21 protein-coding genes are annotated in these 26251 nt (G+C 70.4%); 13 read left to right on the top strand and 8 right to left on the bottom strand.

Annotation, left to right across the window (positions count from 1 at the left end; translation table 11 throughout):
• Window positions 1-103: 103 nt before the first annotated feature.
• Window positions 104-1138, top strand: coding sequence for a class II fructose-bisphosphatase (gene glpX, locus ACIRC0_RS10365; RefSeq protein WP_200419081.1), 1035 nt, complete (start codon window positions 104-106; stop codon window positions 1136-1138).
• A 160-nt stretch (window positions 1139-1298) separates the two neighbouring features.
• Here the strand turns inward: glpX and ACIRC0_RS10360 are convergent, their stop codons facing one another.
• Together ACIRC0_RS10360 and ACIRC0_RS10355 are read right to left on the bottom strand one after the other, a co-directional pair.
• Window positions 1299-1670: a WhiB family transcriptional regulator gene (locus ACIRC0_RS10360; protein WP_103838382.1), complete on the bottom strand. Its 372-nt coding sequence runs from the start codon at window positions 1668-1670 to the stop codon at window positions 1299-1301.
• Window positions 1671-1833: 163 nt separating this feature from the next.
• Window positions 1834-2538, bottom strand: a complete 705-nt coding sequence (locus ACIRC0_RS10355; protein WP_403613858.1) for a DUF1707 domain-containing protein — start codon at window positions 2536-2538, stop codon at window positions 1834-1836.
• 222 nt (window positions 2539-2760) lie between these two features.
• Between ACIRC0_RS10355 and ACIRC0_RS10350 the strand changes: the two genes are divergently transcribed.
• The 4 genes from ACIRC0_RS10350 to ACIRC0_RS10335 all read left to right on the top strand — a co-directional run bounded on the left by ACIRC0_RS10350 (window position 2761) and on the right by ACIRC0_RS10335 (window position 9618).
• Window positions 2761-4437: a fumarate hydratase gene (locus ACIRC0_RS10350; RefSeq protein WP_403613855.1), complete on the top strand. Its 1677-nt coding sequence runs from the start codon at window positions 2761-2763 to the stop codon at window positions 4435-4437.
• 606 nt (window positions 4438-5043) lie between these two features.
• A complete protein-coding gene (locus ACIRC0_RS10345) occupies window positions 5044-6429 on the top strand; it encodes a class II fumarate hydratase (RefSeq protein ID WP_403613853.1) in 1386 nt (461 codons plus the stop codon).
• 95 nt (window positions 6430-6524) lie between these two features.
• Window positions 6525-7235 (top strand): DUF402 domain-containing protein, encoded by a 711-nt coding sequence (locus ACIRC0_RS10340; RefSeq protein WP_403613850.1) that lies wholly within the window; start codon window positions 6525-6527, stop codon window positions 7233-7235.
• Between the two features lie 274 nt (window positions 7236-7509).
• A complete protein-coding gene (locus tag ACIRC0_RS10335; protein WP_403613848.1) occupies window positions 7510-9618 on the top strand; it encodes a SpoIIE family protein phosphatase in 2109 nt (702 codons plus the stop codon).
• A 91-nt stretch (window positions 9619-9709) separates the two neighbouring features.
• On the opposite strand, the gene ACIRC0_RS10330 is transcribed toward ACIRC0_RS10335, so the two are convergent.
• Window positions 9710-12133, bottom strand: coding sequence for a transglycosylase domain-containing protein (locus ACIRC0_RS10330; RefSeq protein ID WP_403613846.1), 2424 nt, complete (start codon window positions 12131-12133; stop codon window positions 9710-9712).
• Between the two features lie 238 nt (window positions 12134-12371).
• On the opposite strand from ACIRC0_RS10330, the gene ACIRC0_RS10325 reads away from it, so the two are divergent.
• The 5 genes from ACIRC0_RS10325 (at window position 12372) to ACIRC0_RS10305 (ending at window position 17339) form a co-directional block, all read left to right on the top strand.
• Window positions 12372-13307 carry an SPFH domain-containing protein gene (locus tag ACIRC0_RS10325; RefSeq protein WP_403613844.1) on the top strand — a complete coding sequence of 312 codons (936 nt, stop codon included), beginning with the start codon at window positions 12372-12374 and terminating at the stop codon, window positions 13305-13307.
• Window positions 13304-13552 carry a hypothetical protein gene (locus tag ACIRC0_RS10320; protein ID WP_403613842.1) on the top strand — a complete coding sequence of 83 codons (249 nt, stop codon included), beginning with the start codon at window positions 13304-13306 and terminating at the stop codon, window positions 13550-13552. Before ACIRC0_RS10325 ends, ACIRC0_RS10320 begins: the two co-directional genes overlap by 4 nt.
• 249 nt (window positions 13553-13801) lie before the next feature.
• Entirely contained in the window at window positions 13802-14326 is a 525-nt protein-coding gene (locus ACIRC0_RS10315; RefSeq protein WP_403613840.1) for a PadR family transcriptional regulator, read from the top strand.
• Window positions 14323-15012 (top strand): ABC transporter ATP-binding protein, encoded by a 690-nt coding sequence (locus ACIRC0_RS10310; RefSeq protein ID WP_200419071.1) that lies wholly within the window; start codon window positions 14323-14325, stop codon window positions 15010-15012. The genes ACIRC0_RS10315 and ACIRC0_RS10310 overlap by 4 nt, the downstream gene beginning before the upstream one ends.
• Window positions 15009-17339, top strand: coding sequence for an ABC transporter permease (locus ACIRC0_RS10305; RefSeq protein ID WP_403613838.1), 2331 nt, complete (start codon window positions 15009-15011; stop codon window positions 17337-17339). The genes ACIRC0_RS10310 and ACIRC0_RS10305 overlap by 4 nt, the downstream gene beginning before the upstream one ends.
• Before the next feature lie 17 nt (window positions 17340-17356).
• Here the strand turns inward: ACIRC0_RS10305 and ACIRC0_RS10300 are convergent, their stop codons facing one another.
• The gene (locus tag ACIRC0_RS10300; protein ID WP_403613835.1) at window positions 17357-18373 is read right to left on the bottom strand and encodes a LysR substrate-binding domain-containing protein; all 1017 of its coding nucleotides are present in this window, start codon (window positions 18371-18373) and stop codon (window positions 17357-17359) included.
• A 152-nt stretch (window positions 18374-18525) separates the two neighbouring features.
• Between ACIRC0_RS10300 and ACIRC0_RS10295 the strand changes: the two genes are divergently transcribed.
• Window positions 18526-19080: a peroxiredoxin gene (locus ACIRC0_RS10295; RefSeq protein WP_103838369.1), complete on the top strand. Its 555-nt coding sequence runs from the start codon at window positions 18526-18528 to the stop codon at window positions 19078-19080.
• A gap of 3 nt (window positions 19081-19083) precedes the next feature.
• Window positions 19084-19617, top strand: coding sequence for an alkyl hydroperoxide reductase (locus tag ACIRC0_RS10290; RefSeq protein ID WP_200419068.1), 534 nt, complete (start codon window positions 19084-19086; stop codon window positions 19615-19617).
• A 21-nt stretch (window positions 19618-19638) separates the two neighbouring features.
• On the opposite strand, the gene ACIRC0_RS10285 is transcribed toward ACIRC0_RS10290, so the two are convergent.
• From ACIRC0_RS10285 to ACIRC0_RS10270, 4 genes are all read right to left on the bottom strand, one after another.
• Window positions 19639-21030, bottom strand: coding sequence for an AI-2E family transporter (locus tag ACIRC0_RS10285; protein ID WP_403613832.1), 1392 nt, complete (start codon window positions 21028-21030; stop codon window positions 19639-19641).
• Window positions 21031-21200: 170 nt separating this feature from the next.
• On the bottom strand, window positions 21201-21896 hold the full coding sequence (locus ACIRC0_RS10280; RefSeq protein ID WP_403613829.1) for a transglycosylase SLT domain-containing protein: 696 nt from the start codon (window positions 21894-21896) through the stop codon (window positions 21201-21203).
• Between the two features lie 445 nt (window positions 21897-22341).
• A complete protein-coding gene (locus ACIRC0_RS10275; protein ID WP_403613827.1) occupies window positions 22342-23667 on the bottom strand; it encodes a PhoH family protein in 1326 nt (441 codons plus the stop codon).
• 348 nt (window positions 23668-24015) lie between these two features.
• Window positions 24016-24789: an isoprenyl transferase gene (locus tag ACIRC0_RS10270; RefSeq protein ID WP_403613825.1), complete on the bottom strand. Its 774-nt coding sequence runs from the start codon at window positions 24787-24789 to the stop codon at window positions 24016-24018.
• A gap of 985 nt (window positions 24790-25774) precedes the next feature.
• Here ACIRC0_RS10270 and ACIRC0_RS10265 point away from each other — a divergent pair.
• Window positions 25775-26110, top strand: a complete 336-nt coding sequence (locus ACIRC0_RS10265; RefSeq protein WP_403613823.1) for a DUF192 domain-containing protein — start codon at window positions 25775-25777, stop codon at window positions 26108-26110.
• The last annotated feature ends 141 nt before the right edge of the window (window positions 26111-26251 follow it).

Raw genomic sequence — 26251 nt, 5'->3', positions numbered from 1 at the left:
GTCTGCTCATCCGTGGGGTGCCCTGCTCATTTTGTCTGTCCGACGATAGAGTCGGGGGCATCACCCTCATCCGGCCGTCGTCGTATCAGAAAGGTGCGCTCCGATGACCGAGAATCATCATCTGCCGTCCGAGCTCGAAGTTCCCTCCGAGGCCCCGGACCGCAACCTCGCCCTCGAACTCGTCCGGGTCACCGAGGCCGCCGCGATGGCCGCGGGCCGCTGGGTCGGCCGCGGGGACAAGAACGGCGCGGACGGCGCCGCTGTGCGCGCCATGCGCACCCTCGTCTCGACCGTGTCGATGAACGGCGTCGTCGTCATCGGCGAAGGGGAGAAGGACGAGGCCCCGATGCTCTTCAACGGGGAGCGGGTCGGCGACGGGACCGGCCCGGAGTGCGACATCGCCGTGGACCCGATCGACGGCACCACGCTCACCGCGAAGGGCATGCCGAACGCGATCGCGGTGCTGGCCGCCGCCGACCGCGGCACGATGTTCGACCCGTCCGCCGTCTTCTACATGGACAAGCTGGTCACCGGCCCGGAGGCGGCCGACTTCGTCGACATCAACGCCCCCGTCTCGGTGAACATCCGCCGGGTGGCGAAGGCCAAGCACTCCACGCCCGAGGACGTCACCGTCGTCATCCTCGACCGGCCGCGCCACGACGATCTGATCAGGGAGGTCCGCGAGACCGGCGCGCGCATCAAGCTCATCTCGGACGGCGACGTGGCCGGTTCGATCCTGGCGCTGCGCGAGGGCACCGGCATCGACCTGCTGCTCGGCATCGGCGGTACGCCCGAGGGCATCATCTCCGCCTGCGCGGTGAAGTGCCTGGGCGGCACCATCCAGGGCAAGCTGTGGCCGAAGGACGACGAGGAGCGGCAGCGCGCCCTCGACGCGGGCCACGACCTCGACCGGGTGCTGACCACGGACGACCTGGTCTCCGGTGAGAACGTCTTCTTCGTCGCCACCGGCATCACGGACGGCGAGCTGCTGCGCGGTGTGCGCTACCGGTCGGAGACCGCCACCACCGACTCGATCGTCATGCGCTCGAAGTCCGGCACGGTCCGGCGGATCGACTCCGTTCACCGGCTGAGCAAGCTGCGCGCGTACAGCGCGATCGACTTCGACCGGGCGAAGTAGGCCCGTACGGAAAGGGACGCCCTCGGTGCGGAGAGGGCGCCCCTTTTCGTATGCGCCTGATACTTCTCGCCGGCCCGGTCCTTCTCGCCGGCCGGGTCCTTCTCGGCGGCCCGCTCCTTCTGGCCGCCCGGTACTTCGTATGCGCCTGGATGCGCGGCGTTCAGCCGGCCGCCGCTATCGTCCCCCGCGCGGCCTTCTTCAGTTCCAGTTCGCGGCGGCGGCGCCGGGCCAGCACCACACGGCGTTCGGCGGCCGTGAGCCCGCCCCACACTCCGTACGGCTCGGGCTGCAGCAGCGCGTGTTCCCGGCATTCGACCATCACGGGACAGCGCGCACAGACCCGTTTGGCCGCCTCCTCGCGGGACAGCCGGGCCGCGGTGGGTTCCTTGGAGGGGGCGAAGAACAGGCCGGCCTCGTCGCGCCGGCACACCGCCTCCGTGTGCCACGGGGCGTCCTGATCCCTGTCGCGCACTGGCACCCGCTGGTGCGGAACGTCAGCGACCTGCAGGGACGAATGCGGCGGTTGCAGCACGGTCTACTCCTGACGACGGCTTCGCGAGCGAGAGACGATGCAGCAAGGCCTACCCGCTGTGCGCGCGCCTATGCACTGAGTTCCCAACCGCAGGAACTCCAGGGGTTGTTCATGCCTCCGGAATGTGACCGGCGCATGCCGGGCCCGGCCGAATTCACAAGCGTCAATGGCCCAGGTGTTTGCGCAAACTCTTGTCCACCTTGTGTGACACGCGGTCGAGAATGTCGGCGACCGTCTTGCCGCGCTTGGGCTTCGCCTCCACGTTCCCGAACACGGCGAGTCCGTCGACATGGATGACGGGCGCGTCGGGATCCCCCGAATCCAGCGGGCTCACCTCGAAGTTGCCGAGTACGCCACCGCCGGTGCTGCGCAGCGACACGTTCTCCGGGACGCGTATCTGCACGTCGCCGAAGACCGAGACCGCCTTGATCACCACCTGCTGGTACTCGAAGAGCGCCTCGCTGAGGTCGATCTCGACACTGCCGAAGATCGCGTACGCGTGCGTGCGGCGACGGGGGCGCCAGCGGCCCCGGCGGACGGTGCTGCTGAAGACCGCCACCACGCTCTCGTCGGGCTCCCTCGGTATCGAACCCGCGGCGGGCCGGCCCGGCGGCGCGGCGTACGCCGGGGCGGTGCGGCGCGGGTGGGCCGCGGGCAGGTCGCGGACGAACCGGTCCAGCTCACCGACCGTCTTGGCGTGCAGCACACCCTCGACACGCTCGGCGTGCTCCTCGGCCGTGAGGCGCCCCTCGGCGAGGGCGTCGCGCAGGATGTCCGCGATGCGGTCGCGGTCGGCGTCGGAGCAGCGCAGCTCGGCCGGGGGCACGGGCCGGTCGTCGGTCGGGGCGGGGCTCTTGTGAAGGTCCACGGCAGCAGCGTAGCGAAACGCGATAGATCGCGACTAGCCCTCGAACAGGCCTGTGGAAAACCCGCCGGGGAAGCAGCGGAATCCCCGGCCCTCGAACCGTCGAAAGGGGCCTTCGGGACAGAACCCGGGACTGAGCCCTACCTCACAGGTCCACGGTCGGACCCAGGTTCTACGCTGGTGGACGCTGCCAACGGAGGCCAGCCGCTGTCTGTCTAGTGAGGAATGGGCGAGATGCCTGAGTTCGCGTACACCGATCTGCTCCCCACGGGAGAGGACACCACTCCGTACCGGCTGGTGACGCCCGAGGGCGTCTCCACCGTCGAGGGACCCGACGGGCGTACGTTCCTCAAGGTGGAGCCGGAGGCGCTGCGCAAGCTGGCCGAGGAGGCCATCCACGACATCCAGCACTACCTGCGCCCCGCCCACCTGGCGCAGCTGCGCCGCATCATCGACGACCCGGAGGCCAGCGCCAACGACAAGTTCGTGGCCCTGGACCTGCTGAAGAACGCGAACATCGCGGCGGCGGGCGTGCTGCCGATGTGCCAGGACACCGGCACGGCGATCGTGATGGGCAAGCGCGGCCAGAACGTGCTGACGGAGGGCGCGGACGAGAGGGCCCTCTCCCGCGGCATCTACGACGCCTACACCAAGCTGAACCTGCGCTACTCACAGATGGCTCCGCTGACCATGTGGGAGGAGAAGAACACCGGTTCGAACCTCCCGGCGCAGATCGAGCTGTACGCGACGGACGGCGGCGCCTACAAGTTCCTGTTCATGGCGAAGGGCGGCGGCAGCGCCAACAAGTCCTTCCTCTACCAGGAGACGAAGGCCGTCCTGAACGAGGCCTCCATGATGAAGTTCCTGGAGGAGAAGATCCGTTCGCTGGGCACGGCCGCGTGCCCGCCGTACCACCTGGCGATCGTCGTCGGCGGTACGAGCGCGGAGTACGCCCTGAAGACCGCGAAGTACGCCTCCGCGCACTACCTGGACGAGCTGCCGACCGAGGGCTCCGAGCTGGGGCACGGCTTCCGCGACAAGGAGCTGGAGGAGAAGGTCTTCGAGCTGACGCAGAAGATCGGGATCGGGGCGCAGTTCGGCGGCAAGTACTTCTGCCACGACGTGCGCGTGGTGCGTCTCCCGCGGCACGGCGCGTCCTGCCCGGTGGCGATCGCGGTGTCGTGCTCGGCGGACCGGCAGGCTGTCGCCAAGATCACGGCGGAGGGCGTGTTCCTGGAGCAGCTGGAGACGGACCCGGCCCGCTTCCTGCCGGACACGACGGACGCCCACCTGGACGAGGGCGAGGTCGTGAGGATCGACCTGAACCAGCCGATGGAGGCGATCCTCGCCGAACTGACGAAGTACCCGGTCAAGACCCGCCTGTCCCTGACGGGCCCGCTGGTCGTCGCCCGGGACATCGCCCACGCGAAGATCAAGGAACGCCTGGACGCGGGCGAGGAGATGCCGCAGTACCTGAAGGACCACCCGGTGTACTACGCCGGCCCGGCGAAGACCCCCGAGGGCTACGCCTCGGGCTCCTTCGGCCCGACGACGGCCGGCCGCATGGACTCCTACGTCGAGCAGTTCCAGGCGGCGGGCGGCTCGAAGGTGATGCTGGCGAAGGGCAACCGGAGCAAGCAGGTCACGGACGCGTGTGCCGCGCACGGCGGCTTCTACCTGGGTTCCATCGGCGGCCCGGCGGCCCGCCTCGCCCAGGACTGCATCAAGAAGGTCGAGGTCCTCGAGTACGAGGAGCTGGGCATGGAGGCGGTCTGGAAGATCGAGGTGGAGGATTTCCCGGCGTTCATCGTGGTCGATGACAAGGGCAACGACTTCTTCAAGGACCCGGCGCCCCAGCCGACGTTCACGTCGATCCCGGTGCGGGGACCGGGGCTGGCGTAACCCTCCGGGTACGGCGGGGGGCTGCCCCTGGGTTTCGCCCCCGCCGCCCTTACCCGTCCCACCTCCAGGGGCTCCGCCCCTTCGACCCGAGCAGGGGCTCCGCCCCTGGAACCCCGGGCGGGGAATACGTCCCCTGCACCCCTCGCGGGGCTCCGCCCCAGACCCCGCTGAGGCTCCGCCCCCGAACCCCGAACGCGGACTACGTCCCCTCCACCCCTCGCAGGGCTCCACCCCAGACCCCGCTGAGGCTCCGCCCCCCAACCCCGGGCGGGGAATACGTCCCCTGCACCCCTCATGGGGCTCCGCCCCGGGCCCCGCTGAGGCTCCGCCCCAGACCCCTTTCCGGGGGCCAGCCCCCGGGCCCCCGCTCCTCAAGCGCCGGAGGGGCTGATTTTTCAGCCCGTCCGGCGTTTGAGGACGAGGCCGTACGCCGACTGCGGGGGTCTGGGGGCGCAGCCCCAGGGACGGGAAGGGTAAGGGCGGCGGGGGCGGATCCAGTGGCCGCAACCACCCGCCGGCCCGCACCCCCATCCGGCCCACCCCCGCAACAACCCCCATCCGGCCCACCTTCGGAACAACCCCGCCCTCCCCCGCGCTGTACCCCGCATGAGCGAATACCGCATCGAGCACGACTCCATGGGCGAGGTCCAGGTCCCCCTCCACGCCAAGTGGCGCGCGCAGACGCAGCGTGCCGTGGAGAACTTCCCCGTCTCCGGGCAGCGGATCGAGCGCGCGCACATCGAGGCGCTCGCCCGTATCAAGGCCGCCGCCGCCAAGGTCAACGCGGAGCTGGGCGTGCTCGACAAGGACGTCGCCGACGCCATTCAGGAGGCCGCCGCCGAGGTGGCCGAGGGCCGGTGGGACGAGCACTTCCCCGTCGACGTCTTCCAGACGGGCTCCGGCACCTCCTCCAACATGAACACCAACGAGGTCATCGCCACCCTGGCGACCGAGCGCCTCGGCCGGGACGTGCACCCGAACGACCATGTCAACGCGTCCCAGTCGTCCAACGACGTCTTCCCCTCCTCCCTCCACATCGCCGCCACCGCGGCCGTAAGCCGGGACCTCGTCCCCGCCCTCGACCACCTCGCCACCTCCCTCGAACGCAAGGCCGAGGAGTTCGCCGATGTGGTGAAGTCCGGGCGGACGCACCTCATGGACGCCACGCCCGTGACGCTCGGTCAGGAGTTCGGCGGGTACGCCGCACAGGTGCGGTACGGCATCGAGCGGCTCACCGCCTCCCTCCCCCGCCTCGCCGAACTCCCCCTCGGCGGCACCGCCGTAGGCACCAGCATCAACACCCCGCCCGGCTTCTCCGCCGCCGTCATCGCCGAGATCGCCCGCACCACCGGGCTGCCGCTCACCGAGGCCCGCAACCACTTCGAGGCCCAGGGCGCCCGGGACGGGATCGTGGAGATCAGCGGGCAGTTGCGCACCATCGCCGTGGGGTTCACGAAGATCGCCAATGATCTGCGGTGGATGGCCTCCGGGCCGCGCACCGGCCTCGCCGAGATCAGCCTCCCGGACCTGCAGCCCGGGTCCTCGATCATGCCCGGCAAGGTCAACCCCGTGATCCCCGAGGCCGTTCTCATGGTCGCCGCCCAGGTCATCGGGAACGACGCCACCGTCGCCACCGCCGGCGCCTCCGGCAACTTCGAGCTCAACGTGATGATGCCGGTCATCGCCAAGAACGTCCTCGAGTCCGTCCGGCTCCTCGCCAATGTCTCGCGGCTCCTCGCCGACCGCACGATCGACGGCATCGTCGCCCACCGCGAACGCGCCCGCGAGTACGCCGAGTCGTCACCCTCCGTCGTCACGCCGCTCAACCGGTACATCGGCTACGAGGAGGCCGCGAAGGTCGCGAAGAAGGCGCTCGCCGAGCGCAAGACGATCCGTCAAGTCGTCCTGGAGTCGGGTTACGTGGAGCGCGGCGACCTCACCCTCGACCAGCTCGACGAGGCGCTTGATGTCCTGCGGATGACACACCCGTAACGCCTCGCCCCATATCGACGCACATCACCCGCCCGTGACGCGAACCGATGACGGGCACCACAGCGTCGTATGCCTGGGGCACCTAATATCTGTGCATGGCAGAGGGTGGAGCGGTGAGACGAGTGGAAGCGGGCGAAGCAGGCGGAGCCGACGGGGTGACGGGGCGTTGGGCGCCCGGTGACCAGATCCTGTGGCGGTACCGGGAGAACGCGGGCGAGCGCTTTCACATCGCCCGCCCCGTGACCGTCGTACGCGACGACTCCGACCTGCTCGCCGTGTGGATGGCACCGGGGACGACATGCGTGCGGCCCGTCCTCGCCGACGGCACGCCGCTGCACGCCGAACCGCTCCGAACCCGCTACACCAAGCCGCGCACCGTGCAGTTCGACCGCTGGTTCGGCACCGGCGTGCTCAAGCTGGCCCGGCCCGGGGACCCCTGGTCGGTGTGGCTGTTCTGGGACCCGGGCTGGCGCTTCAAGAACTGGTACGTCAACCTTGAGGAGCCGCTGGTGCGCTGGGCCGGCGGTGTCGACTCCGAGGACCATTTCCTGGACATCTGCGTCTACCCGGACCGCAGTTGGGGCTGGCGTGACGAGGACGAGTTCGCGCAGGCCCAGCAGGACGGCCTGATCGGCCCTCAGCTCGCCGAGCGGGTACGGGAGGCGGGACGGTCCGCGGTGGAGGTGATCCGCGCCTGGGGCACGCCGTTCTCGGACGGCTGGCAGCACTGGCGTCCCGATCCGGCCTGGTCGGTGCCGCGGCTGCCGGACGACTGGGACCGTACTCCCGCGTACATGACGTCGTGAGACCCTTGTTGCGCCCCCGCGGTACAACCGTAGGATCGTCCTCCGCAAGGGCGCACCACAGCAACTCCCGCAGTAAGCGCTGGGCTTGACCGAACGTCACCGAGGGGCGGCAGGACGTGAGCGAGGGGTACGAGGGCCAGACCGGGACGGCTCGTCCGACCGGTGCACCAGGAACGGCGTGTGACCTGGCGGGAAATCCGTTCCTGGGGCACGTATTCCGGGTATCGGCTTCACGGCGGGACGAACTGCACGCACGGCGCGCAGCCCCGGACGGATGGATTCGACACGCGTGACGGAGCACCCGACCTCCCACGAGCGCCCCCAGCCGGGCGGCGGCCCCGCGGAGCCCCGCGGGGCGCTCCTGCGTACCCCTGAGCCGCTGACCACCCCGCCGGCCACGGCCTTACCCGCACAGACCCGGGCGGGCGACACGCCCGCCGCTACGCCGCCCTGCGCCCAGCACGGATCGCCGGGCTCTCCGGGCGGCGCCTCCACCCCGCTGCCCGCGGCGGGCGGCACCGAGCACTCGCAGCCGGCCGCGGACGAGCCCGACACGCACCGGCCGCGTCCGGCCCCGGAGGTGATCCCGGTCCAGCCGAGCGGGGAGCAGAACCGTCCGGCCGCCCTGCCCGGCGGCAAGGAGCGGCGCACCGGTCAGGGCCGGCCTAGCGGGCCCATGCCGATGCGGCGCGACGGGGACCGGCTGCGTTTCGTGGGCGCCGCGACCCGGCGGATCGCCCGCGGGATCGACCTGGACGAGATCGTGATGGGCCTGTGCCGGGCCACGGTGCCGACGTTCTCGGACGCGATCCTCGTGTATCTGCGCGACCCGCTGCCGGTGGGCGACGAGCGTCCCACCGGGCCCCTGGTGCTGCGGCTGCGGCGCACCGACCGGATACCGCAGGAGCGGGACCTGGAGGACGGCATCCTGCCGGTTCCGGTGCCCGAGGACTCCGGGGTCGTGGACCTGAGCAACGAGCTGTGCGAGGTGCGGCCCGGCGGTGCGCTCGCCGAGGTGCTGCGCGGGGTGCGGCCGGTGTTCGCGGACGCGCCCGCCGCCCGGGCCGCGCTGCCGGAGCTGCTCGGCGACGACCTGGCGGTGCCCCCGGGCCAGCGCGCCATCCTCGCGCCGCTGCGCGGTCGGCGCCGGGTGATCGGCGCCGTGCTGTTCCTGCGCCGCGCGGAGCGGCCGGCGTTCGAGGCGGACGACCTGCTGGTCGCCGCGCAGCTCGCCACGCACAGCGCGCTCGGCATCGACAAGGCGGTGCTGTACGGCCGTGAGGCGTACATCGCGGACGAGCTGCAGCGCACCATGCTGCCGGAGACGCTGCCGAACCCGACGGGCGTACGGCTGGCGTCCCGCTATCTGCCGGCCGCGGAGACCGCGCGGGTCGGCGGCGACTGGTACGACGCGATTCCGCTGCCGGGCAGCCGGGTCGCGCTCGTCGTGGGCGATGTGATGGGCCACTCCATGACGTCCGCGGCGATCATGGGGCAGCTGCGGACGACGGCCCAGACGCTGGCCGGGCTCGACCTGCCGCCGCAGGAGGTGCTGCACCACCTCGACGAGCAGGCGCAGCGGCTCGGCACCGACCGCATGGCGACCTGCCTGTACGCGGTGTACGACCCGGTCTCGCACCGCATCACCATCGCCAACGCGGGCCATCCGCCGCCGGTGCTGCTGCACCTGGGCGGCCGCGCGGAGGTGCTGCGGGTGCCCGCGGGCGCGCCCATCGGCGTGGGCGGGGTGGACTTCGAGGCGGTGGAGCTGGACGCCCCGGCCGGCGCGACCCTGCTGCTGTACACCGACGGGCTGGTCGAGTCGCGTCTGCGGGACGTGTGGACCGGGATAGAGCAGCTGCGGGAGAAGCTCGCCGCGACCGCCCGGATCACCGGTGCCGACCACCCGCCTCCGCTGGAGGCGCTGTGCGACGAGGTGCTCGACATGCTGGGGCCCGGCGACCGCGACGACGACATCGCGCTGCTGGCCGCCCGCTTCGACGGCATCGCCCCGAGCGACGTCGCGTACTGGGTGCTGGAGCCCGAGGACGCGGCGCCGAGCCGGGCGCGGCGGCTGGCCCGCCGGGCGCTCGACCGCTGGGGGCTCCAGGAGCTGACGGACTCGGTGGAGCTGCTCGTCAGCGAGGTCGTCACGAACGCCGTGCGGTACGCGACGCGTCCGATCACGCTCCGGCTGCTGCGCACCGACGTGCTGCGCTGCGAGGTGGGCGACGACGTGCCGCAGCTGCCGCGTCTGCGGCAGGCACGGGCCACGGACGAGGGCGGCCGGGGGCTTTACCTGGTGAACCGGCTGGCCCGGCGCTGGGGTGCGACCCGGCTGAGCACCGGCAAGGTGGTCTGGTTCGAGCTGAACCGAGGCTGAGAGCACGCCTGCGGAGACGGGCTCTGAGGTACGACAGCGCGAAGGGCGCCCGGTGGCCGGTCCACCGGGCGCCCTTCGCGTACGCCAGGGCCTACTGCCCGCCGCGCGGGTCGAGCGGGTTCTCCGGTGGCGTCGGCGTCGACGGCGAGTTGGTCGGCGACGGCGGGGCCGAGCTCGTCGGAGGCTTGCTCGTCGTGGGCGAACTCGGCGGCGGGGCCGAGGTCGTCGGGGGCTGGGTCGTCGGCTTCTGCGAGGTCGGCGTCGACGACGGCGTGGTGGTCGGCGACTGCGAGAGGGTCGGCGTCACGCTCGGCTGGACCGCCGCGCCCTGGGTGGTGTCCAGGTCGAACTTGCTGACCTCGCCCATCGCCTCGAAGGTGTACGCCGCCCAGATCAGGGCCGGGTAGCTACCGCCGTTGATACGGCCGCTGGGGCTGCCCGGGACGTGGCCCGTGGCACCCGTCATCGGAACCTGGGCATGGGTCTTGGGGTCCTCGCCGAACAGGCCGACGGAGGTCACCAGGTTCGGCGTGAAGCCGGTGAACCAGGCCGACTTGTTGTTGTCGGACGTACCCGTCTTGCCGGCGACCTGCTGGCCGTCGCGCGCCGGGTTGTTCGCCACCGATGTCTTGGCCGTACCGTCGTCGACCACGCCGGTGAGCACCGATGTCACCGTGTCGGCGGCCTCGCGGGTGATGACCTGGCCGCCTATCGGGTTCGGGAAGGTGACCGCGGTGTTGTTGCGCTCGGCCGACTTGATGATCGTCGGGGTGACCTTCTTGCCGTGGTTGTCGAGGGTGGCGTAGATGCCGGCCATCTCCATCGGGCTCGCGCCCATGGAGCCCAGCGTCTGCGCGGGGACCGCCTGCATTCCCTTGGTGTCCATGCCGAGCTTGCCGGCGACCTTCATCACCTCGGTCATGCCCACGTCGACACCCATCTGCGCGAAGACGGAGTTGACGGAGTCGTTCATCGCCGTCTGGACGGTGATGGGTCCGTAGTCCTGGTCGTCCTCGTTCGGCGGGGCGAAGCCGACCTTGGTGCCGTTGTCCACGACCTGGCGGCCGCTGGTGCCGTCGTAGATCGTGTTCGCGTCGATCGGTCGGCCGTCCTGGGTCTTGGCGCCCTCGTCCAGGGCGGCGGCGAGGATGACCGGCTTGAACGTGGAGGCGGGCTGGTAGTCCCGCCGCGTCGCGTTGTTGGTGTAGTGCTTGAAGTAGTCGACGCCGCCGTAGAGAGCGAGGACCTTGCCCGTCTTCGGGTCGACGGAGACGGCACCGGCCTGGACGGCGCCGTCGACGGCACGCTTCTTCTGGTCGAGCTTGCTGGTCAGTTGGTGCTTGACGGTCTGCTCCAGCTCGGTCTGCTTCTTCTTGTCGATGTTCAGCGTGATCGTCCAGCCGCCCTTGGTGATCAGCGCCTCGGCGTCGCTGAGGGTGGAGGCGGTGCCCTGGGCAACGAGCTGCTGCTCCAGCGCCGCCTTGGCCGCGTCGACCAGGTAGCCGGTCTGTCCCTCCATGCCGGGCGCGCCCTTGGGCGCCAGGGGCACCGGGAACTTCATGGTCTGGCGCTTGCCCGCGTCCAGCCAGTGCATCTCGACCATGTTGTTCAGGACGTAGTTCCAGCGCTCCTGCACCAGCTTCTTGCCGGTGTCGGTGGCGATCGCCCAGTCGTACTGGTTCGGCGCCTGGAGCAGGGCGGCCAGGTACGCGCCCTGCTCGACGGTGAGGTCCTTGGCGTCCTTGTGGTAGTAGGCCTGCGCCGCGGCCTGGATGCCGTAGGCGCCCCGCCCGTAGTAGCTGGTGTTGATGTAGCCCGCGAGGATGTAGTCCTTGGACTTCTTGCGGTCCAGTTTCAGCGAGATGACCAGTTCCTTCAGCTTGCGCGTGACGGTCTGGTTCTGGGTCAGGTAGTAGTTCTTGACGTACTGCTGGGTGATCGTCGAACCGCCCTGCGCGCCCTTGCCGGAGAGCGTGTTGACGATGCCGCGGGCCGTGCCCTTCAGGTCGACGCCCGCGTCCTGGTAGAAGGTCTTGTTCTCGGCGGCGACGAAGGTGTGCTGGACGGGCTTGGGGACCTCGGCGAGGTCGACCGTCTCCCGGTTGAGCTTGCCGCTGCGGGTGAGGATCGAGCCGTCGCTGTACTTGTAGACGTTGCTCTGCAGCATGGCGTCGGCGTTCGCCGCCGGGATGGGGGTCATCACGTACAGCGCCACGAACGCGCCCATGACCAGCAGCACGAAGCCGAAGAGCGAGCCGAGGACCGTCTTCCAGGTGAAGAACCGGCGTATGCCGCTCTTACCGCTCTTACCGCCCTTGCCGTTCTTTCCGCGGCTCCTGGCGGCCCGTGCGGCGGCCCGGCCGCCGACCGGCGCTCCGTCCGGGCTGACCGTGCCGACCGCGCCCACCGCGCCCACCGCGCCCACCGACGCGGATCCGGTCGTCCTGGGCGAGCGCTTGGGCGCCGCGCGGCGGCCAGCGCGCTGCCGCGCTCGTCTCTCTTCCGCTCGTCCCATGGGTCGATCCGCTCCGCTTCACTCTCGTGGGTCACACAGGTGGGTGGTTCAGGTCAGCTCAGAAAGCTAACACCGCGCGGTATGACAAAGGGTTGTCGATCACGTCTTTTACGGACGTGAGATCCAGCACCCGCCCCATCGAAACCGACGATCAGGAGGAGTGAAAGGTTGTCCGGGAGGGTAATGTGCTATCACCTAGCTAGATCGAAGCTAGAGACGAAACCGGGGGAGACCACCCATGTCGACACAAGCCGCGTCCGCCGCCACGGACATACCGGAGATGCCCGGCCCGCGCGTGCGGGAGTTCACGGCGCACAGCATCGGCGGCGGACTGGCGCTGCTGCTCGGGCTGGTGGGGCTGGCCCTGGGCGCCGGCCTGATCGCCGGCGGCGCGACGGTGACCGCGTCCGGCGTCAAGGCCGCACTCATCGTCGCCGGCGTGCTGATCGGCCTCGCGGCGTTCCTCGCCATGTGCGGGCTGAACACGGTGGCGCCGGGCGAGGCACGGGTCGTGCAGCTCTTCGGGCGCTACCGCGGCACCATCCGGCAGGACGGCCTGCGCTGGGTGAACCCCTTCACCTCGCGCACGAAGATCTCGACCCGGGTCCGCAACCACGAGACCGCCGTCCTGAAGGTCAACGACGCCTACGGCAACCCGATCGAGCTGGCCGCGGTGGTGGTCTGGAAGGTGGAGGACACGGCCCAGGCCACCTTCGAGGTCGACGACTTCCTGGAGTTCGTCGCCACACAGACCGAGGCGGCCGTGCGGCACATCGCGATCGAGTACCCGTACGACGCCCACGAGGAGGACGGGCTATCGCTGCGCGGCAACGCCGAGGAGATCACCGAGAAGCTGGCCGCCGAGCTGCACGCGCGCGTGGAGGCCGCCGGGGTGCGGATCATCGAGTCGCGGTTCACGCACCTCGCGTACGCTCCGGAGATCGCGTCCGCGATGCTCCAGCGGCAGCAGGCCGGGGCGGTGGTCGCGGCGCGACGGCAGATCGTCGACGGCGCGGTCGGGATGGTCGAGGCGGCGCTCGCCCGGATCGCGGAGCGGGACATCGTGGAGCTGGACGAGGAGCGGAAGGCGGCGATGGTGTCGAACCTGATGGTGGTGCTGTGCGGGGACCGGGCACCGCAGCCGGTCCTGAACACGGGGTCCCTCTACCAGTGACGGTTCCCTCCGGGGGCGCGGACCCCCAGCGTCGGCCGCAGCAGCGCAAGCAGGTGCTGTTGCGGCTCGACCCGTCGGTGTACGAGGCGCTCGCGCGGTGGGCGTCGGACGAACTGCGTTCGGCGAACGCTCAGATCGAGTTCCTGCTGCGGCGGGCTCTGGCGGAGGCGGGGCGCCTGCCGCGCGAGGCGAAGCCGATCCCCCGCCGGGGGCGACCGCCGGCTTCGGACGAGCCGGAAGAGTAGGCGTCGTCCCGGGGCTCCGGCCCCCAGCCCCTCACACCGGCCTGCGGCCTCGCCCTCGAACTCCCCCAAGCTCTTCGAGCAGGGAGGAACCCCCGGACGGGCCGGACATACAGGTACCGCCCGGCCCCGCGGCAGCACGTGTAGCAGAACCGTGACAATCAAGCGCCACCTGCACGGACTCACCCCCTGCCACGGCCTATACGCGCCATGTATACGCCAGGTGTATACGCCGTGTGTACAGTGCTCTGCATGTCCATCGGTCACACTCTCCTCGGACTCCTGGAGTCCGGGCCCCGCCACGGTTACGACCTGAAGCGGGCCTTCGACGAGAAGTTCGGTCATGACCGGCCGCTGCACTACGGCCAGGTCTACTCGACGATGTCCCGGCTGCTGAAGAACGGGCTCGTCGAGGTCGACGGGATCGAGCCCGGCGGCGGGCCGGAGCGCAAGCGCTACGCGATCACCGGCGCCGGCGTCACCGACGTGCAGCGGTGGCTGGCGACGCCGGAGAAGCCCGAGCCGTATCTGCAGTCGACCCTGTACACGAAGGTCGTCATCGCCCTGCTCACGCACCGCGACGCGGCCGGCATCCTCGACACCCAGCGCGCCGAGCACCTGCGGATGATGCGGATCCTGACCGACCGCAAACGCAAGGGCGACCTGGCCGACCAGCTGATCTGCGACCACGCCCTGTTCCACCTGGAGGCCGACCTGCGCTGGCTCGAACTGACCGCCGCCCGCCTGGCCAAGCTCGCCGAGGCGGTGGCCCAGTGACTGCTCCCGCTGGTTCCCTGCTCGCCGCCGAGGGCCTGCGCAAGGCGTACGGCCCCACCCTCGCCCTGGACGGCGCGGAGTTCTCCATCCACCCCGGGGAGATCGTCGCCGTCATGGGCCCCTCCGGGTCGGGCAAGTCGACCCTTCTGCACTGCCTGGCCGGGATCGTGCCGCCCGACGCCGGCTCCATCGTCTACAACGGCCGCGAGATGGCCGGTATGAGCGATGCCCAACGCAGCCTGCTGCGCCGCAGCGAGTTCGGGTTCGTCTTCCAGTTCGGCCAGCTCGTCCCCGAGCTGACCTGTGTGGAGAACGTGGCGCTGCCGCTGCGGCTGAATGGCACCTCCCGCAAACAGGCCGAGCAGACCGCGCTGTCCTGGATGGCCCGGCTCGAGGTCGACGACCTCGCGGGCAAGCGGCCCGGTGAGATATCCGGCGGCCAGGGCCAGCGCGTGGCCGTCGCCCGCGCCCTGGTCACGAACCCGCGTGTGCTCTTCGCCGACGAACCCACCGGTGCCCTCGACTCGCTCAACGGCGAGCGCGTGATGGAACTGCTCACCGAGGCGGCCCGCTCCACCAACGCCGCCGTCGTCCTGGTCACGCACGAGGCACGGGTGGCGGCCTACTCCGACCGCGAGATCGTCGTGCGCGACGGCAAGTCCCGGGACATGGAGCGCCTCGTATGAAGCCCCGTCAGTGGTCGAGAGACCTGGCCATGGGCGCCAGGTTCGCGTTCAGCAGTGGGCGCGAGGGATGGGCCCGGCTCCTGCTGACCGGTTTCGGCGTCGGTCTCGGCGTGGCGCTGCTCCTGCTCACCACCGCCCTCCCCAACGCGATCGCGGTGCGGCACGAGCGGGACAACGCGCGCGCGGACCACACCTACAGCCAGGAGAAGAAGCCGAAGGCCGACAACACCCTGGTGATCGCCGACATCGCCACCACCTATCGACAGAAGGACATCCGCGGACGGCTGATGGAGCCCGAGGGCCCCCGGGCGCCGCTGCCGCCCGGTCTCGACAGGTTCCCGGAGCCGGGCACGATGGTCGTCTCGCCCGCCCTGAAGAAACTGCTCCAGTCCGACGACGGCGCCCTGCTGCGGCAGCGGCTGCCGTACCGGATCACCGGCACCATCGGGGAAGACGGGCTCATCGGCTCGCACGAACTGGCCTACTACGCGGGCGCCAAGGGGCTCGCCGCGAAGATCAACCCCCCGGACGTGGCCCGCATCGACATGTTCGGGGACAACGGGACCACGTCCGAGAAGACGGACCCCGTCCTCCTCCTGCTGACCCTGGTCGTCTTCGTCGTCCTGCTGATGCCCGTCGGCGTCTTCATCGCCGCGGCCGTGCGGTTCGGCGGCGAGCGGCGCGACCGCAGGCTGGCGGCGCTGCGGCTCGTCGGCTCGGACAGCGGGATGACCCGGAGGATCGCCGCCGGCGAGGCGCTCGCGGGGTCACTGCTCGGACTGTTCTTCGGCACGGCCTTCTTCCTGTTCGGACGTCAGCTCGCCGCATCCGTCGAGGTGTTCGGCGTCAGCGTCTTCCCCAGCTACATGAACCCCTCTCCCACGCTCGCCCTGCTCGTGGCGGTCGCGGTCCCGGCGGCTGCGGTCATGGTCACCCTGTTCGCGCTGCGCGGTGTCGTCATCGAACCGCTCGGCGTGGTGCGCACCGCGAAGCCCGCGCGGCGCAGGCTGTGGTGGCGCCTGCTCCTGCCGCTGGCCGGGCTCGCGATGCTCTACCCCATGCTCGGCAAGGGCCACAGCAACGGGAACTTCAACGAGTACCTGGTCGTCGGGGGTGTCCTGCTGCTGCTGGTCGGCGTCACCGCGCTGCTGCCGTGGGTCGTCGAGACGGTCGTGGCCCGGCTGAACTCCGGCGGCGTGGCCTGGCAACTTGCCGTCCGCAGACTTCAGTTGAGCAGCGGCACCGCCGCCCGCATGGTCAACGGCATCGCCGTGGCGGTGGCCGGCGCGATCGCCCTGCAGATGCTGTTCTCCGGCGTCGAGGGCGACTACACGAAGCAGTCGCGGCAGAACGTGTCACGGGCGCAGATGCAGGTGAGCCTGCCGAGCGACGTCCGCGTCGCCCCAGCCGCCGAGGAGTTCGGCCGGACCAAGGGCGTGCGTCAGGTCATGGCGTTCTCCGGTTCTCAGATGGGCGAACGACGCAAGGACCCCGAGACCAGCAGTGACGTGACCGTCGGCGACTGCGCGGCCCTGCGCGAGGTGGCACACCTGCCATCGTGCCGGGAGGGTGACGTCTTCGTGCTGCGGGGCGCCGAATACGACACCGACACGCCGGCCCTGGCCAAGCCGGGCCGCACCCTGTACCTCGACCCCTCGTACGGCGACGAGAAGGGGACGGAGTTCGCCTGGACGGTGCCGCAGGGCCTCAAGCAGGCGCAGTCACGTGAGGACCCGACCGGTGTGCGGCGCGGCGGTTTCCTGTTCACCCGCGGGGCACTGCCCGCACAGGCGGAGCGCGGCTTCCGTGGGGAGATCTACCTCGCGCTCGACCGCTCGGTTCCGGACGCCCCCGACCTGGTACGGAACACCGCGGCGCGGGTCGCCCCGTACTCGACCCCCATGACCTGGGCGGCCACCGAGCAGTCGGTGCGCTTCACCTCCATCCGCAGGGGGTTGTTCGTCGGCGCCGCGTGCGTGCTGATGCTGATCGGCGCGAGCCTGCTCGTCTCCCAGCTCGAGCAGTTGCGCGAGCGCAAGAAGCTGCTGTCGTCGCTGGTCGCCTTCGGCACCCGGCGCCGCACGCTGAGCCTGTCGGTGCTGTGGCAGACGGCGATCCCCATCGCGCTCGGCCTGCTGCTGGCCTCGGTGGTCGGTCTGACGCTGGGCGCCGTCCTGCTGAAGATGTCCGCCGCCACGGTGAGCGTGGACTGGGCGAGCGTGCTGACGATGACCGGTATCGGCGCGGGGGTCGTGCTGCTGGTCACCGCGCTCAGCCTGCCGCCGCTGCTGCGGCTGATGCGGCCGGACGGGCTGCGCACGGAGTAGCCGGTGTTGGGGCCCGGTCAGTCGCCGGGCCCCAACACCCGTACGGGGAGCGGCCGCAGCGCCTCGCGCAGGGACGCGGCCAGCTCCTCGTACTCCGGACCGCGCGCGGCGCCCGCGCGCATGGCGAAGGCGACGCGCCGGGTGGGGGCCGGGTCCGCGAAGTAGCCGGTGAGGAGCCGGCCGTTGCGGGTGGTCTCCACCTCGACCGCGGTGCGGGGCAGCAGCGTGACGCCGAGGCCGCCCGCGACCAGCTGGACGAGGGTGGACAGGCCGGCCGCGGTCGTAGTCACCGGGACGCCCTCCCGTCGCCCACCACCACCCTCGACCGAGGGGCTTCGCCCCGCCCCGCTGATTCCGCGGCCCGCCTCCCGGCAGATGTCGAGGGCCTGGTCGCGCAGGCAGTGCCCCTCGTCCAGGAGCAGCAGGTTCAGCTCGCGCAGCGCCTCGCGGGGAATCCCCTCCCGGCCGCCGAGCCAGTGGTCGAGCGGGGTGACGAGGACGAAGTCCTCGTCGAAGAGCGGGAGTTCCACGACTCCGGGCACGCCGAGGGGGACGGCGAGCAGCAGCAGGTCGAGGCGGCCTGTGGTCAGCCCGTCGAGCAGGTTCGCGGTCTGCTCCTCGTGGACCTGGAGGTCGAGGTGCGGATAGCGGTCGTGGACGAGGTTGAGGACGGCGGGCAGGAGGTACGGTGCCACCGTCGGGATCACGCCGAGCCGCAGCGCCCCGGTGAAGGGGGCCCGGACGGCCTCGGCCTCCTCCATCAGCGCGCCGACCTCCTCCAGCACCGCCTTGGCCCGTACGGCGAGGCGCTCACCGGCGGGTGACAGGAGCACTTTGCGGGTGGTGCGCTCCAGCAGGGTGACGCCGAGGACCTTCTCCAGGGCGGAGACGGCGCCCGACAGGGCCGGCTGGCTCATGCCGATCGCGGCGGCGGCGTCCCGGAAGTGGAGATGCTCGGCGACGGCGGCGAAGGCGCGCAGCTGGGCGAGCGTGGGCTGGCGGCGCCCGTCGGTCCTGGTCCCGCCCACGGCCATGCTCTTACTCCCGGTTACTGATAGCTGGCGCCGATCAACACGACCGAGTGTAGCTATTTCCCTAATCAATGCACGCTGTGCCAGCATCGGAACAGTCCAACCCATGAGAAGCACCTTGCGCTCGAGGTGCTTCTGTGCTGCAAGGAGAGCGTGTGCTCACTGTCGGTGACAAGTTCCCCGAGTTCGAACTGACCGCCTGCGTCTCGCTGGAGAAGGGCAAGGAGTTCGAGCAGATCAACCACAAGACCTACGAGGGCAAGTGGAAGATCGTCTTCGCATGGCCCAAGGACTTCACCTTCGTGTGCCCGACCGAGATCGCGGCCTTCGGCAAGCTGAACGACGAGTTCGCCGACCGTGACGCCCAGATCCTCGGGTTCTCCGGCGACTCCGAGTTCGTGCACCACGCCTGGCGCAAGGACCACCCGGACCTGCGTGAGCTGCCGTTCCCGATGATGGCCGACTCCAAGCACGAGCTGATGCGCGCGCTGGGCATCGAGGGTGAGGACGGCTTCGCGCAGCGTGCCGTCTTCGTCGTCGACCCGAACAACGAGATCCAGTTCACCATGGTGACGGCGGGCTCCGTGGGCCGTAACCCCAAGGAGGTCCTGCGGGTTCTGGACGCCCTGCAGACCGACGAGCTGTGCCCGTGCAACTGGAACAAGGGCGAGGAGACCCTCGACCCGGTCAAGCTGCTGGCTGGTGAGTGACCTATGTCCCTCGACTCCCTGAAGTCCGCCCTGCCGGACTACGCCAAGGACCTGAAGCTCAACCTGGGCTCGGTCATCGGCAACTCCGAGCTGCCGGCGCAGCAGCTGTGGGGCACGGTGCTGGCGACGGCGATCGCGTCGCGCTCGGCGATCGTGCTGCGCGAGCTGGAGCCGGAGGCGAAGGCGAACCTCTCGCCGGAGGCGTACACCGCGGCGAAGTCCGCGGCAGCCGTCATGGCGATGAACAACGTCTTCTACCGCACGCGGCATCTGCTGTCGGACCACGAGTACGGCAGCCTGCGGGCAGGGCTGCGGATGAACGTCATCGGCAACCCCGGGGTCGACAAGGTCGACTTCGAGCTGTGGTCGTTCGCGGTGTCGGCGATCAACGGCTGCGGGATGTGCCTGGACTCGCACGAGCAGGTGCTGCGCAAGGCGGGCGTCGAGCGTGAGGTCGTCCAGGAGGCCTTCAAGATCGCGTCTGTCGTCCAGGCGGTCGGTGTGACGCTGGACGCGGAGGCGGTTCTCTCCGAGTGATCCGGCCGTCGAGGGCCCCGCTCACCCTTGGTGGGCGGGGCCCTCGACGTTGTCGTAGCCGTCCCCGGGGGCTGCGCCCCCGGACGCCTCTCCGGCCGGAACGACTTCGTCCTCGATCTCCCCGAGAGGGGGTGCCTCCGGACGGGCCGGTTGCTGCCGACCGGTGTCACCGAAGGCCTGTTCGGCGGCGTATGACCGCAGGTAGCCCACCACCGTGTTCGTCACCGCCACCAGCGGTACCGCCACCACGGCGCCGCCGATACCGGCCACCATGCCGCCGGCCGCGACCGTCAGGACCACGGCGAGGGGGTGGACGCGGACCGCGCGGCCGAGGATGAACGGCTGGAGGATGTGGCCCTCGATCTGCTGGACCGCGAGGACGACCACGAGGGTCATCACCGCGGTGAAGACGCCGTGCGTCACCAGCGCCACGATCACCGCCAGCGCGCCGGAGGCGACTGCGCCCACCAGGGGGACGAAGGAGAAGAGGAAGATGAAGACGGCCAGGGGGACGGCCATCGGCACGTTGAGGAAATAGATGCCGATGCCGATGAAGATGGCATCGATGAGGGCGACCAGGACCGTGCCCCGGACGTAGGCCGTGAGGGTGCGCCAGGCGCGCGGTCCGGCGCCGGCCACACCCGGGCGGGCGGCGGCGGGCACCAGCTTCAGGAACCACTGCCAGATGCGCTCGCCGTCGTAGAGCAGGAAGAGCGTCGAGAAGAACACCAGCAGGATGCCGGTCAGGGCCTCGACGATGACCTGTACGCCCTCCAGGCCCGCGGACGTTATCTGGTCCGTGTTGGCGCCGATCGCCTCGCGGAGGTTCTTGGCGATCTGGTTGATCTGCTTGTCGGTGACGTGGAAGGGGCTCTTCAGCAGCCAGTTGCGCAGGTCGTCGATGCCGTTCTGGATCTGGGTGGAGAGTGCGTCGATGTTCTCCACGACCTGCCAGGTGACGAACCAGCCGAGCAGGCCCAGCAGGACGAAGCCCAGGATCACGGTGAGCGCGGTGGCCGGGCCGCGTGGCACACCGCGACGTTTCAGCCGGGCGACCGTCGGCTGGAGCAGTGCGGTCATCAACAGCGCTATGACGAAGGCGAACACCACCAGCTGCACGGTGCTGATGACCCTCATCAGCACCCACACCGTGCCGGCGAGCACGAGGAGCCGCCAGCCGGCCTCGGCCGCCACCCGTACGCCCCAGGGCACGGCCTGGGCGGGGTCGGGGCGGCGTCCGCCGGACACCGGCGGGGGCGGTGCGACGGGCCGCGGGGGCACGTCCGGGGCGGGGCGTGACGGTCCGGGCTCGGCGTGCTCCTTCTCCACCTCGGCGCGGCGCTCGTCCAGGCGCTCGCTGATCTCGGTCAGCCCGGCCCCGAGCCGACCCAGCCACCCTGGCACTCGCGACATGATCCGTCCTCTTCCCCCGCTTCTCCGGGTGCTCCCCACCACTCCCCCCTGGAGTCGTCGGTTCCGACCGTACATGGTGGGGCGGCGGTCCCTGAGACGGCCGCAGCCCCTCACCCATAGACGGTGAGAGGCTGTGCAGGGTTGAGCGCCGCGCGGGCGGGACCGGCGGCTCAGTACCAGCTGTTGGCCTGCCAGAAGGACCAGGCCTGGCAGGGGCTGCCGTAGCGGCTGTCCATGTAGTTGAGGCCCCACTTGATCTGCGTGGCCGGGTTGGTCCGCCAGTCGGCGCCCGCGGAGGCGTACTTGCCGGCGGGCAGCGCCTGGAAGAGGCCGTAGGCGCCGGAGGAGGCGTTGACCGCCTGGTAGTTCCAGCTGGACTCGTGGTTCACGATGTTGCTGAAGCACTGGAACTGGTCGGCCGCCACCATCTGACGCGCCATCGCCTGGATCTGCGCGACGGTGTACGAGCTCTGGACCGGGAAGCTCGAGGAGTCACGGCTCGCGTCGCGGCTGGCCTTGGCCTCCGCCTCCTTGCGCGCCTTGGCTGCCTCTTCGGCCTGCTGCGCCGCCTTCTGCTTGGCGATCGCGTCTGCGGCCGCCTGCTTGCGGGCCGCTTCCTCGGCGTCCTTCTTGGCGAGCGTGTCCGCGGCGATGGCCTGCACGTCCGCCTGCTGCGTCAGCGACGCCGTCTGGACCTGGGCCTGCTGACCGGCGGGTATGTCGGCGAGGAGCGTCGAGTCGGCTGCGGTCGCCTCGGCGTCGTTCGTCTGGGCGGTGCTGCCCGAGGCGACTCCGACGACGCTTCCGACAGCGGTGACCGCCGTGGCCGAGGCCACTGCGAATCCCCGGACCGAGATCGGGCTCACACGGTTTCCTTCCAGCATCGTCCGCTTCGGTGACCCTGGCGGACGCGATCGTGCCCCTGACACTGGCCTCCCACCTGCGGGGTCACGGGAGGCACGGGCCCGGTGGGCAACTCCCGCTGGGGGGAGCGCCGTGTGGTGCTCGGGCGGCATACGACGGCTCTATGCAGTTTGGTGTCTCTGTGGCGCGGTACCTCCCCCAGGGCTTAACGCCTGGGTGGTGCCCTCAGGGGGTACAGCTATGTCGTATGCGGGGCCTGACAGGAACGAGACTCTGCCGTAATCCGGCGCCGCGTTGCAATTCTGAGATGAGTGTGAAAGCTCACATCCCGTTTGGACCACGGAATTCTCAGGATCTCCCGCACACGACAGCGCCGCCCGGCTAGGCTCTACGCCTTTGCCGGACGGCGCCAACTCATGGGTAGCTATCCCATGTTGAACACTTGGGTCAGATCTGCCCGTCCTCGAGCATTTCGGTCACAAGGGCAGCGATCTGGGACCTCTCGGACCGGGTGAGCGTGACATGCGCGAAGAGCGGATGCCCCTTCAGTTTCTCCACCACGGCGACGACTCCGTCATATCGACCGACGCGCAGATTGTCCCTTTGCGCCACATCATGGGTCAGAACGACCCGCGAATTGGCGCCGATTCGGGACAGAACGGTCAGCAGTACGTTCCGTTCGAGTGACTGCGCCTCGTCCACGATCACGAACGCGTCGTGCAGCGAGCGGCCACGGATGTGGGTGAGCGGGAGGACCTCCAGCATCCCGCGCGCGGTGACCTCCTCGATGACCTCGCGGCTGGTGACCGCGGAGAGGGTGTCGAACACCGCCTGCGCCCAGGGGCTCATCTTCTCGGCCTCGGTGCCCGGCAGATAGCCGAGCTCCTGCCCGCCCACCGCGTACAGCGGGCGGAAGACCATCACCTTCTGGTGCTGCCGCCGCTCCAGCACGGCCTCCAGTCCGGCGCACAGTGCGAGCGCCGACTTGCCGGTGCCGGCCCGGCCGCCCATCGACACGATCCCGACGTCCGGGTCGAGCAACAGGTCGAGCGCGATCCGCTGCTCGGCGCTGCGTCCCTTGATGCCGAACGCCTCTCGGTCCCCGCGCACCAGGCGGACGTCACCCTCCGCCGTGACCCGGCCGAGCGCCTTGCCCCGCTCCGACTGGATGGTCAGACCGGTGTGCACGGGCAGGTCGGCCACCTCGGGGACGTGCACGTGACCGTCCTCGAAGAGGATGTCCACCTGTTCGGCGGACAGGGTCAGTTCGGACATCCCGGTCCAGCCGGAGGAGTCCGTGATGGCCAGTTCCGCGCGGTACTCCTCGGCGAGGAGGCCGACGGAGGACGCCTTGATCCGAAGCGGCAGGTCCTTCGACACGACGGTGACGTCGAACCCCTCCGCCTGCAGGTTCCGGGCGACCGCGAGGATGCGCGAGTCGTTGTCCCCGAGGCGGTAGCCGGTGGGCAGAACGCTGGGGTCGGAGTGGTTGAGCTCCACCCGGACGGTTCCGCCGAGGTCCCCGATCGGGATGGGGGCGTCGAGCCGGCCGTGCCGCACACGGTAGTCGTCCAGGTGGCGCAGGGCCTGCCGGGCGAAGTAGCCGAGTTCGGGATGGTGCCGCTTGGCCTCCAGCTCCGTGACCACGACGATCGGGAGCACGACCTCGTGCTCCTCGAAGCGGGTCATGGCATTGGGGTCGGCCAGCAGGACGCTGGTGTCGAGAACGTAGGTGCGCCGGTCTGGCTTGGGGCGCTTTGTGCTGGTCACCACGGAAGGACGTACCCCCTCGGATGAGGTCGGGGAGCGACGAGGTGGAGCTGGACCGGTCGTCGGCCGCGATGCACGGGCCGAGGACCGGCCCTCCGCGTCTGCGTCCGTGCTGTGACCGCACGGTCGGGCTGGTGCAAAGGGCCTCCCGGGCGGACGGCCCCGTGCCGTCCGCTGAGATACGACACCCGTGGTTCGGGTGTCGACCTGTCTGGCTTATGCCCTCGAAAATGCGCCGCCATGCCACGGCATATGACGGCGCCCCGGTGAACTCCTCGTTACATCCCGTCCCCCGACCAGGTGACGCCAGGGAGGTGCGGGCGGGTGCCGACGGCCGGCGCCCGGGGTGTCCTAGCCGCCGTAGCGGCGGTGCCGCGCCGCGTAGTCACGCAGTGCGCGCAGGAAGTCGACCTTCCGGAAGGCCGGCCAGAAGACTTCGCAGAAGTAGTACTCGGAATGGGCCGTCTGCCACAGCATGAATCCCGACAGACGCTGCTCGCCGCTCGTACGAATCACCAGATCGGGGTCGGGCTGGTCACTCGTATAGAGGTGCCGGCCGATCATGTCGATGTCGACGGACTCGGCGAGGTCCTCCATCGAGGTGCCCTTCTCACGGGCATCGAGGAGCATGGAGCGTACGGCGTCGGCGATCTCCTGACGGCCGCCGTAGCCGATGGCGACGTTGACGAGTATGCCGTCGACGTGGGCGGTGGCCTCCTCGGCCTCCTTGAGGACGGTCTGCATCTGCGCGGGCAGCAGGTCGAGCGCGCCGACGTGGTGCACACGCCAGCGGCCGTCGGCGGCGAGGGAGCGGACGACGTCCTCGATGATCCCGAGGAGCGGGACCAGCTCCTCCTTCGGCCGGTCGAAGTTGTCCGTGGACAGCAGCCAGAGGGTGACGACCTCGACGTCCGTCTCAGCGCACCAGCCGAGGAACTCCTCGATCTTGTCGGCTCCGGCCTGGTGCCCCTGCGCGGTGGTCGATCCCGCGGCCTTCGCCCAGCGTCGGTTGCCGTCCATGATGACGCCGATGTGCTTGGGCACCTGAGCGTGGTCCAGGTGGCCTTCCACCCGGCGTGCGTACAGCCTGACGAGCAGGCCGCGCAGCTTGTCGCGCAGGTTCACGTGATTGTCAGCCCCTCCGTGCGGATCAGACAGGCGCGGTCGTGCGCGATCCCCGTCAGATGGCGGTCCCCGAAGCCGAAGCCTACCGCCGGAGAGGGCGGGGACGGCCAACGGGTGTCTGCGGGTTGGTTTGGGTTCGTGGGTGTGAATGGGGGCGGGGGTGGGGGGATTTGGGCTGATTGGCTACCCGCGTACGGGGGGTACGGAACCGGCTCTGGTCAGCTCGTCCGGAGGTTTCCCCTGCTCGGGTGACTTGGGGGTTTGGGGACGAGGCGGTCGGGCCGGCAGCGGGGGCGGGCGTGAAGTCCTGGGGGCTGGGGTGAGCCGGCAGGGGGCGGACCTGGGGGATGTAGCCCCGCAAAGGGGGCCGGGCGACGAGCCCCGGCAGGCGTCCCGGCGAGGAGCCCCCGGTAGGCGTCCGGGCGGCAGTCCCGGCAGGGGCCCGGGCGACAGCCCCGGCAGCGGCCCGGGCGACACAGCCCGTGGCTGCAGCCGGGCGACGCCCCCAGCAGGGGCGGGGGTGCGGAGCTTCCGGGGAGGTGGGGGGTCCGGGGGCGGAGCCCCCCGGGACGGGACGGGTATGGGCGGCAGGGGCGAGGCCTTCGGTGGTGCCCGGCGCAAGGGCCTGCCGTGGGCGGGTGGGCGGGTGGGCGGGAAAGGAAAACGGGCCGGTCCGTGGGGGGGAGACGGACCGGCCCGAGGGGGGGTTTCCACCATAACCCTTCGTAAGGGATTCCGTGTGCATCGGCGTCCAACAACTACTCTCCGAAACCAGGCGGCAACGCCCCGATGGCCCCGGAACCCCTCATTCAGAGCCCGATCATGGCCGAAACCCGGCGGATTCCCGGGTAATCCGGCCGAAACCCAAGGGATCCAAGGGGCTTGCGCCCACTTGTGGGTCACCTGGCGACATGCCCCGCCATACTCCGCCCGGGTGACCCGCGCCAGAAGTCCTCACTTGACGCCGCCCGCTAACTTCGCAGTCATGCCCATGCTCACCACGCCGGAGACGCCCCACCCGGTGCCCTTGGAGGTCGCTCGATCCACGCGGGCCCGGCGGCGCGGGCTGCTCGGGCGCGACGGGATCGACGGCGCGCTGCTGCTGAGTCCGGCGAGCGCGGTGCACACCCTGGGGATGCGGTTTTCGATCGACGTGGCGTATCTGGACCGGACCCTGCGGGTCATGGCGGTACGGACGATGCCGCCGGGCCGCATCGGCCTCCCCCGCCCGCGTGCGCGCCACGTCCTGGAGGCGGAGGCCGGGGCGATGGAACGCTGGGGGATCAGACCCGGCGTACGGGTCGGCGTACGAGACCCGTGACGCCGTACCGGCGCCGTACCGGCACGAAGTGCACGGCACCGCGCAGCCCCCTCCACTGCGCGGTTCCGCCCGCGCAGCTTCACTCACGCGATTTACCTTGGTCTGAACTTACTCGAGCCACCGGGACCGACGGGAGTCGGC

Origin of the sequence: Streptomyces sp. NPDC093984 (genome assembly GCF_044764595.1) — a bacterium.
Taxonomy (GTDB): Bacteria; Actinomycetota; Actinomycetes; order Streptomycetales; family Streptomycetaceae; genus Streptomyces; species Streptomyces cynarae.
Note: the sequence above shows the minus strand (reverse complement) of the source record. Positions and strands in the feature narration are given on the sequence as shown.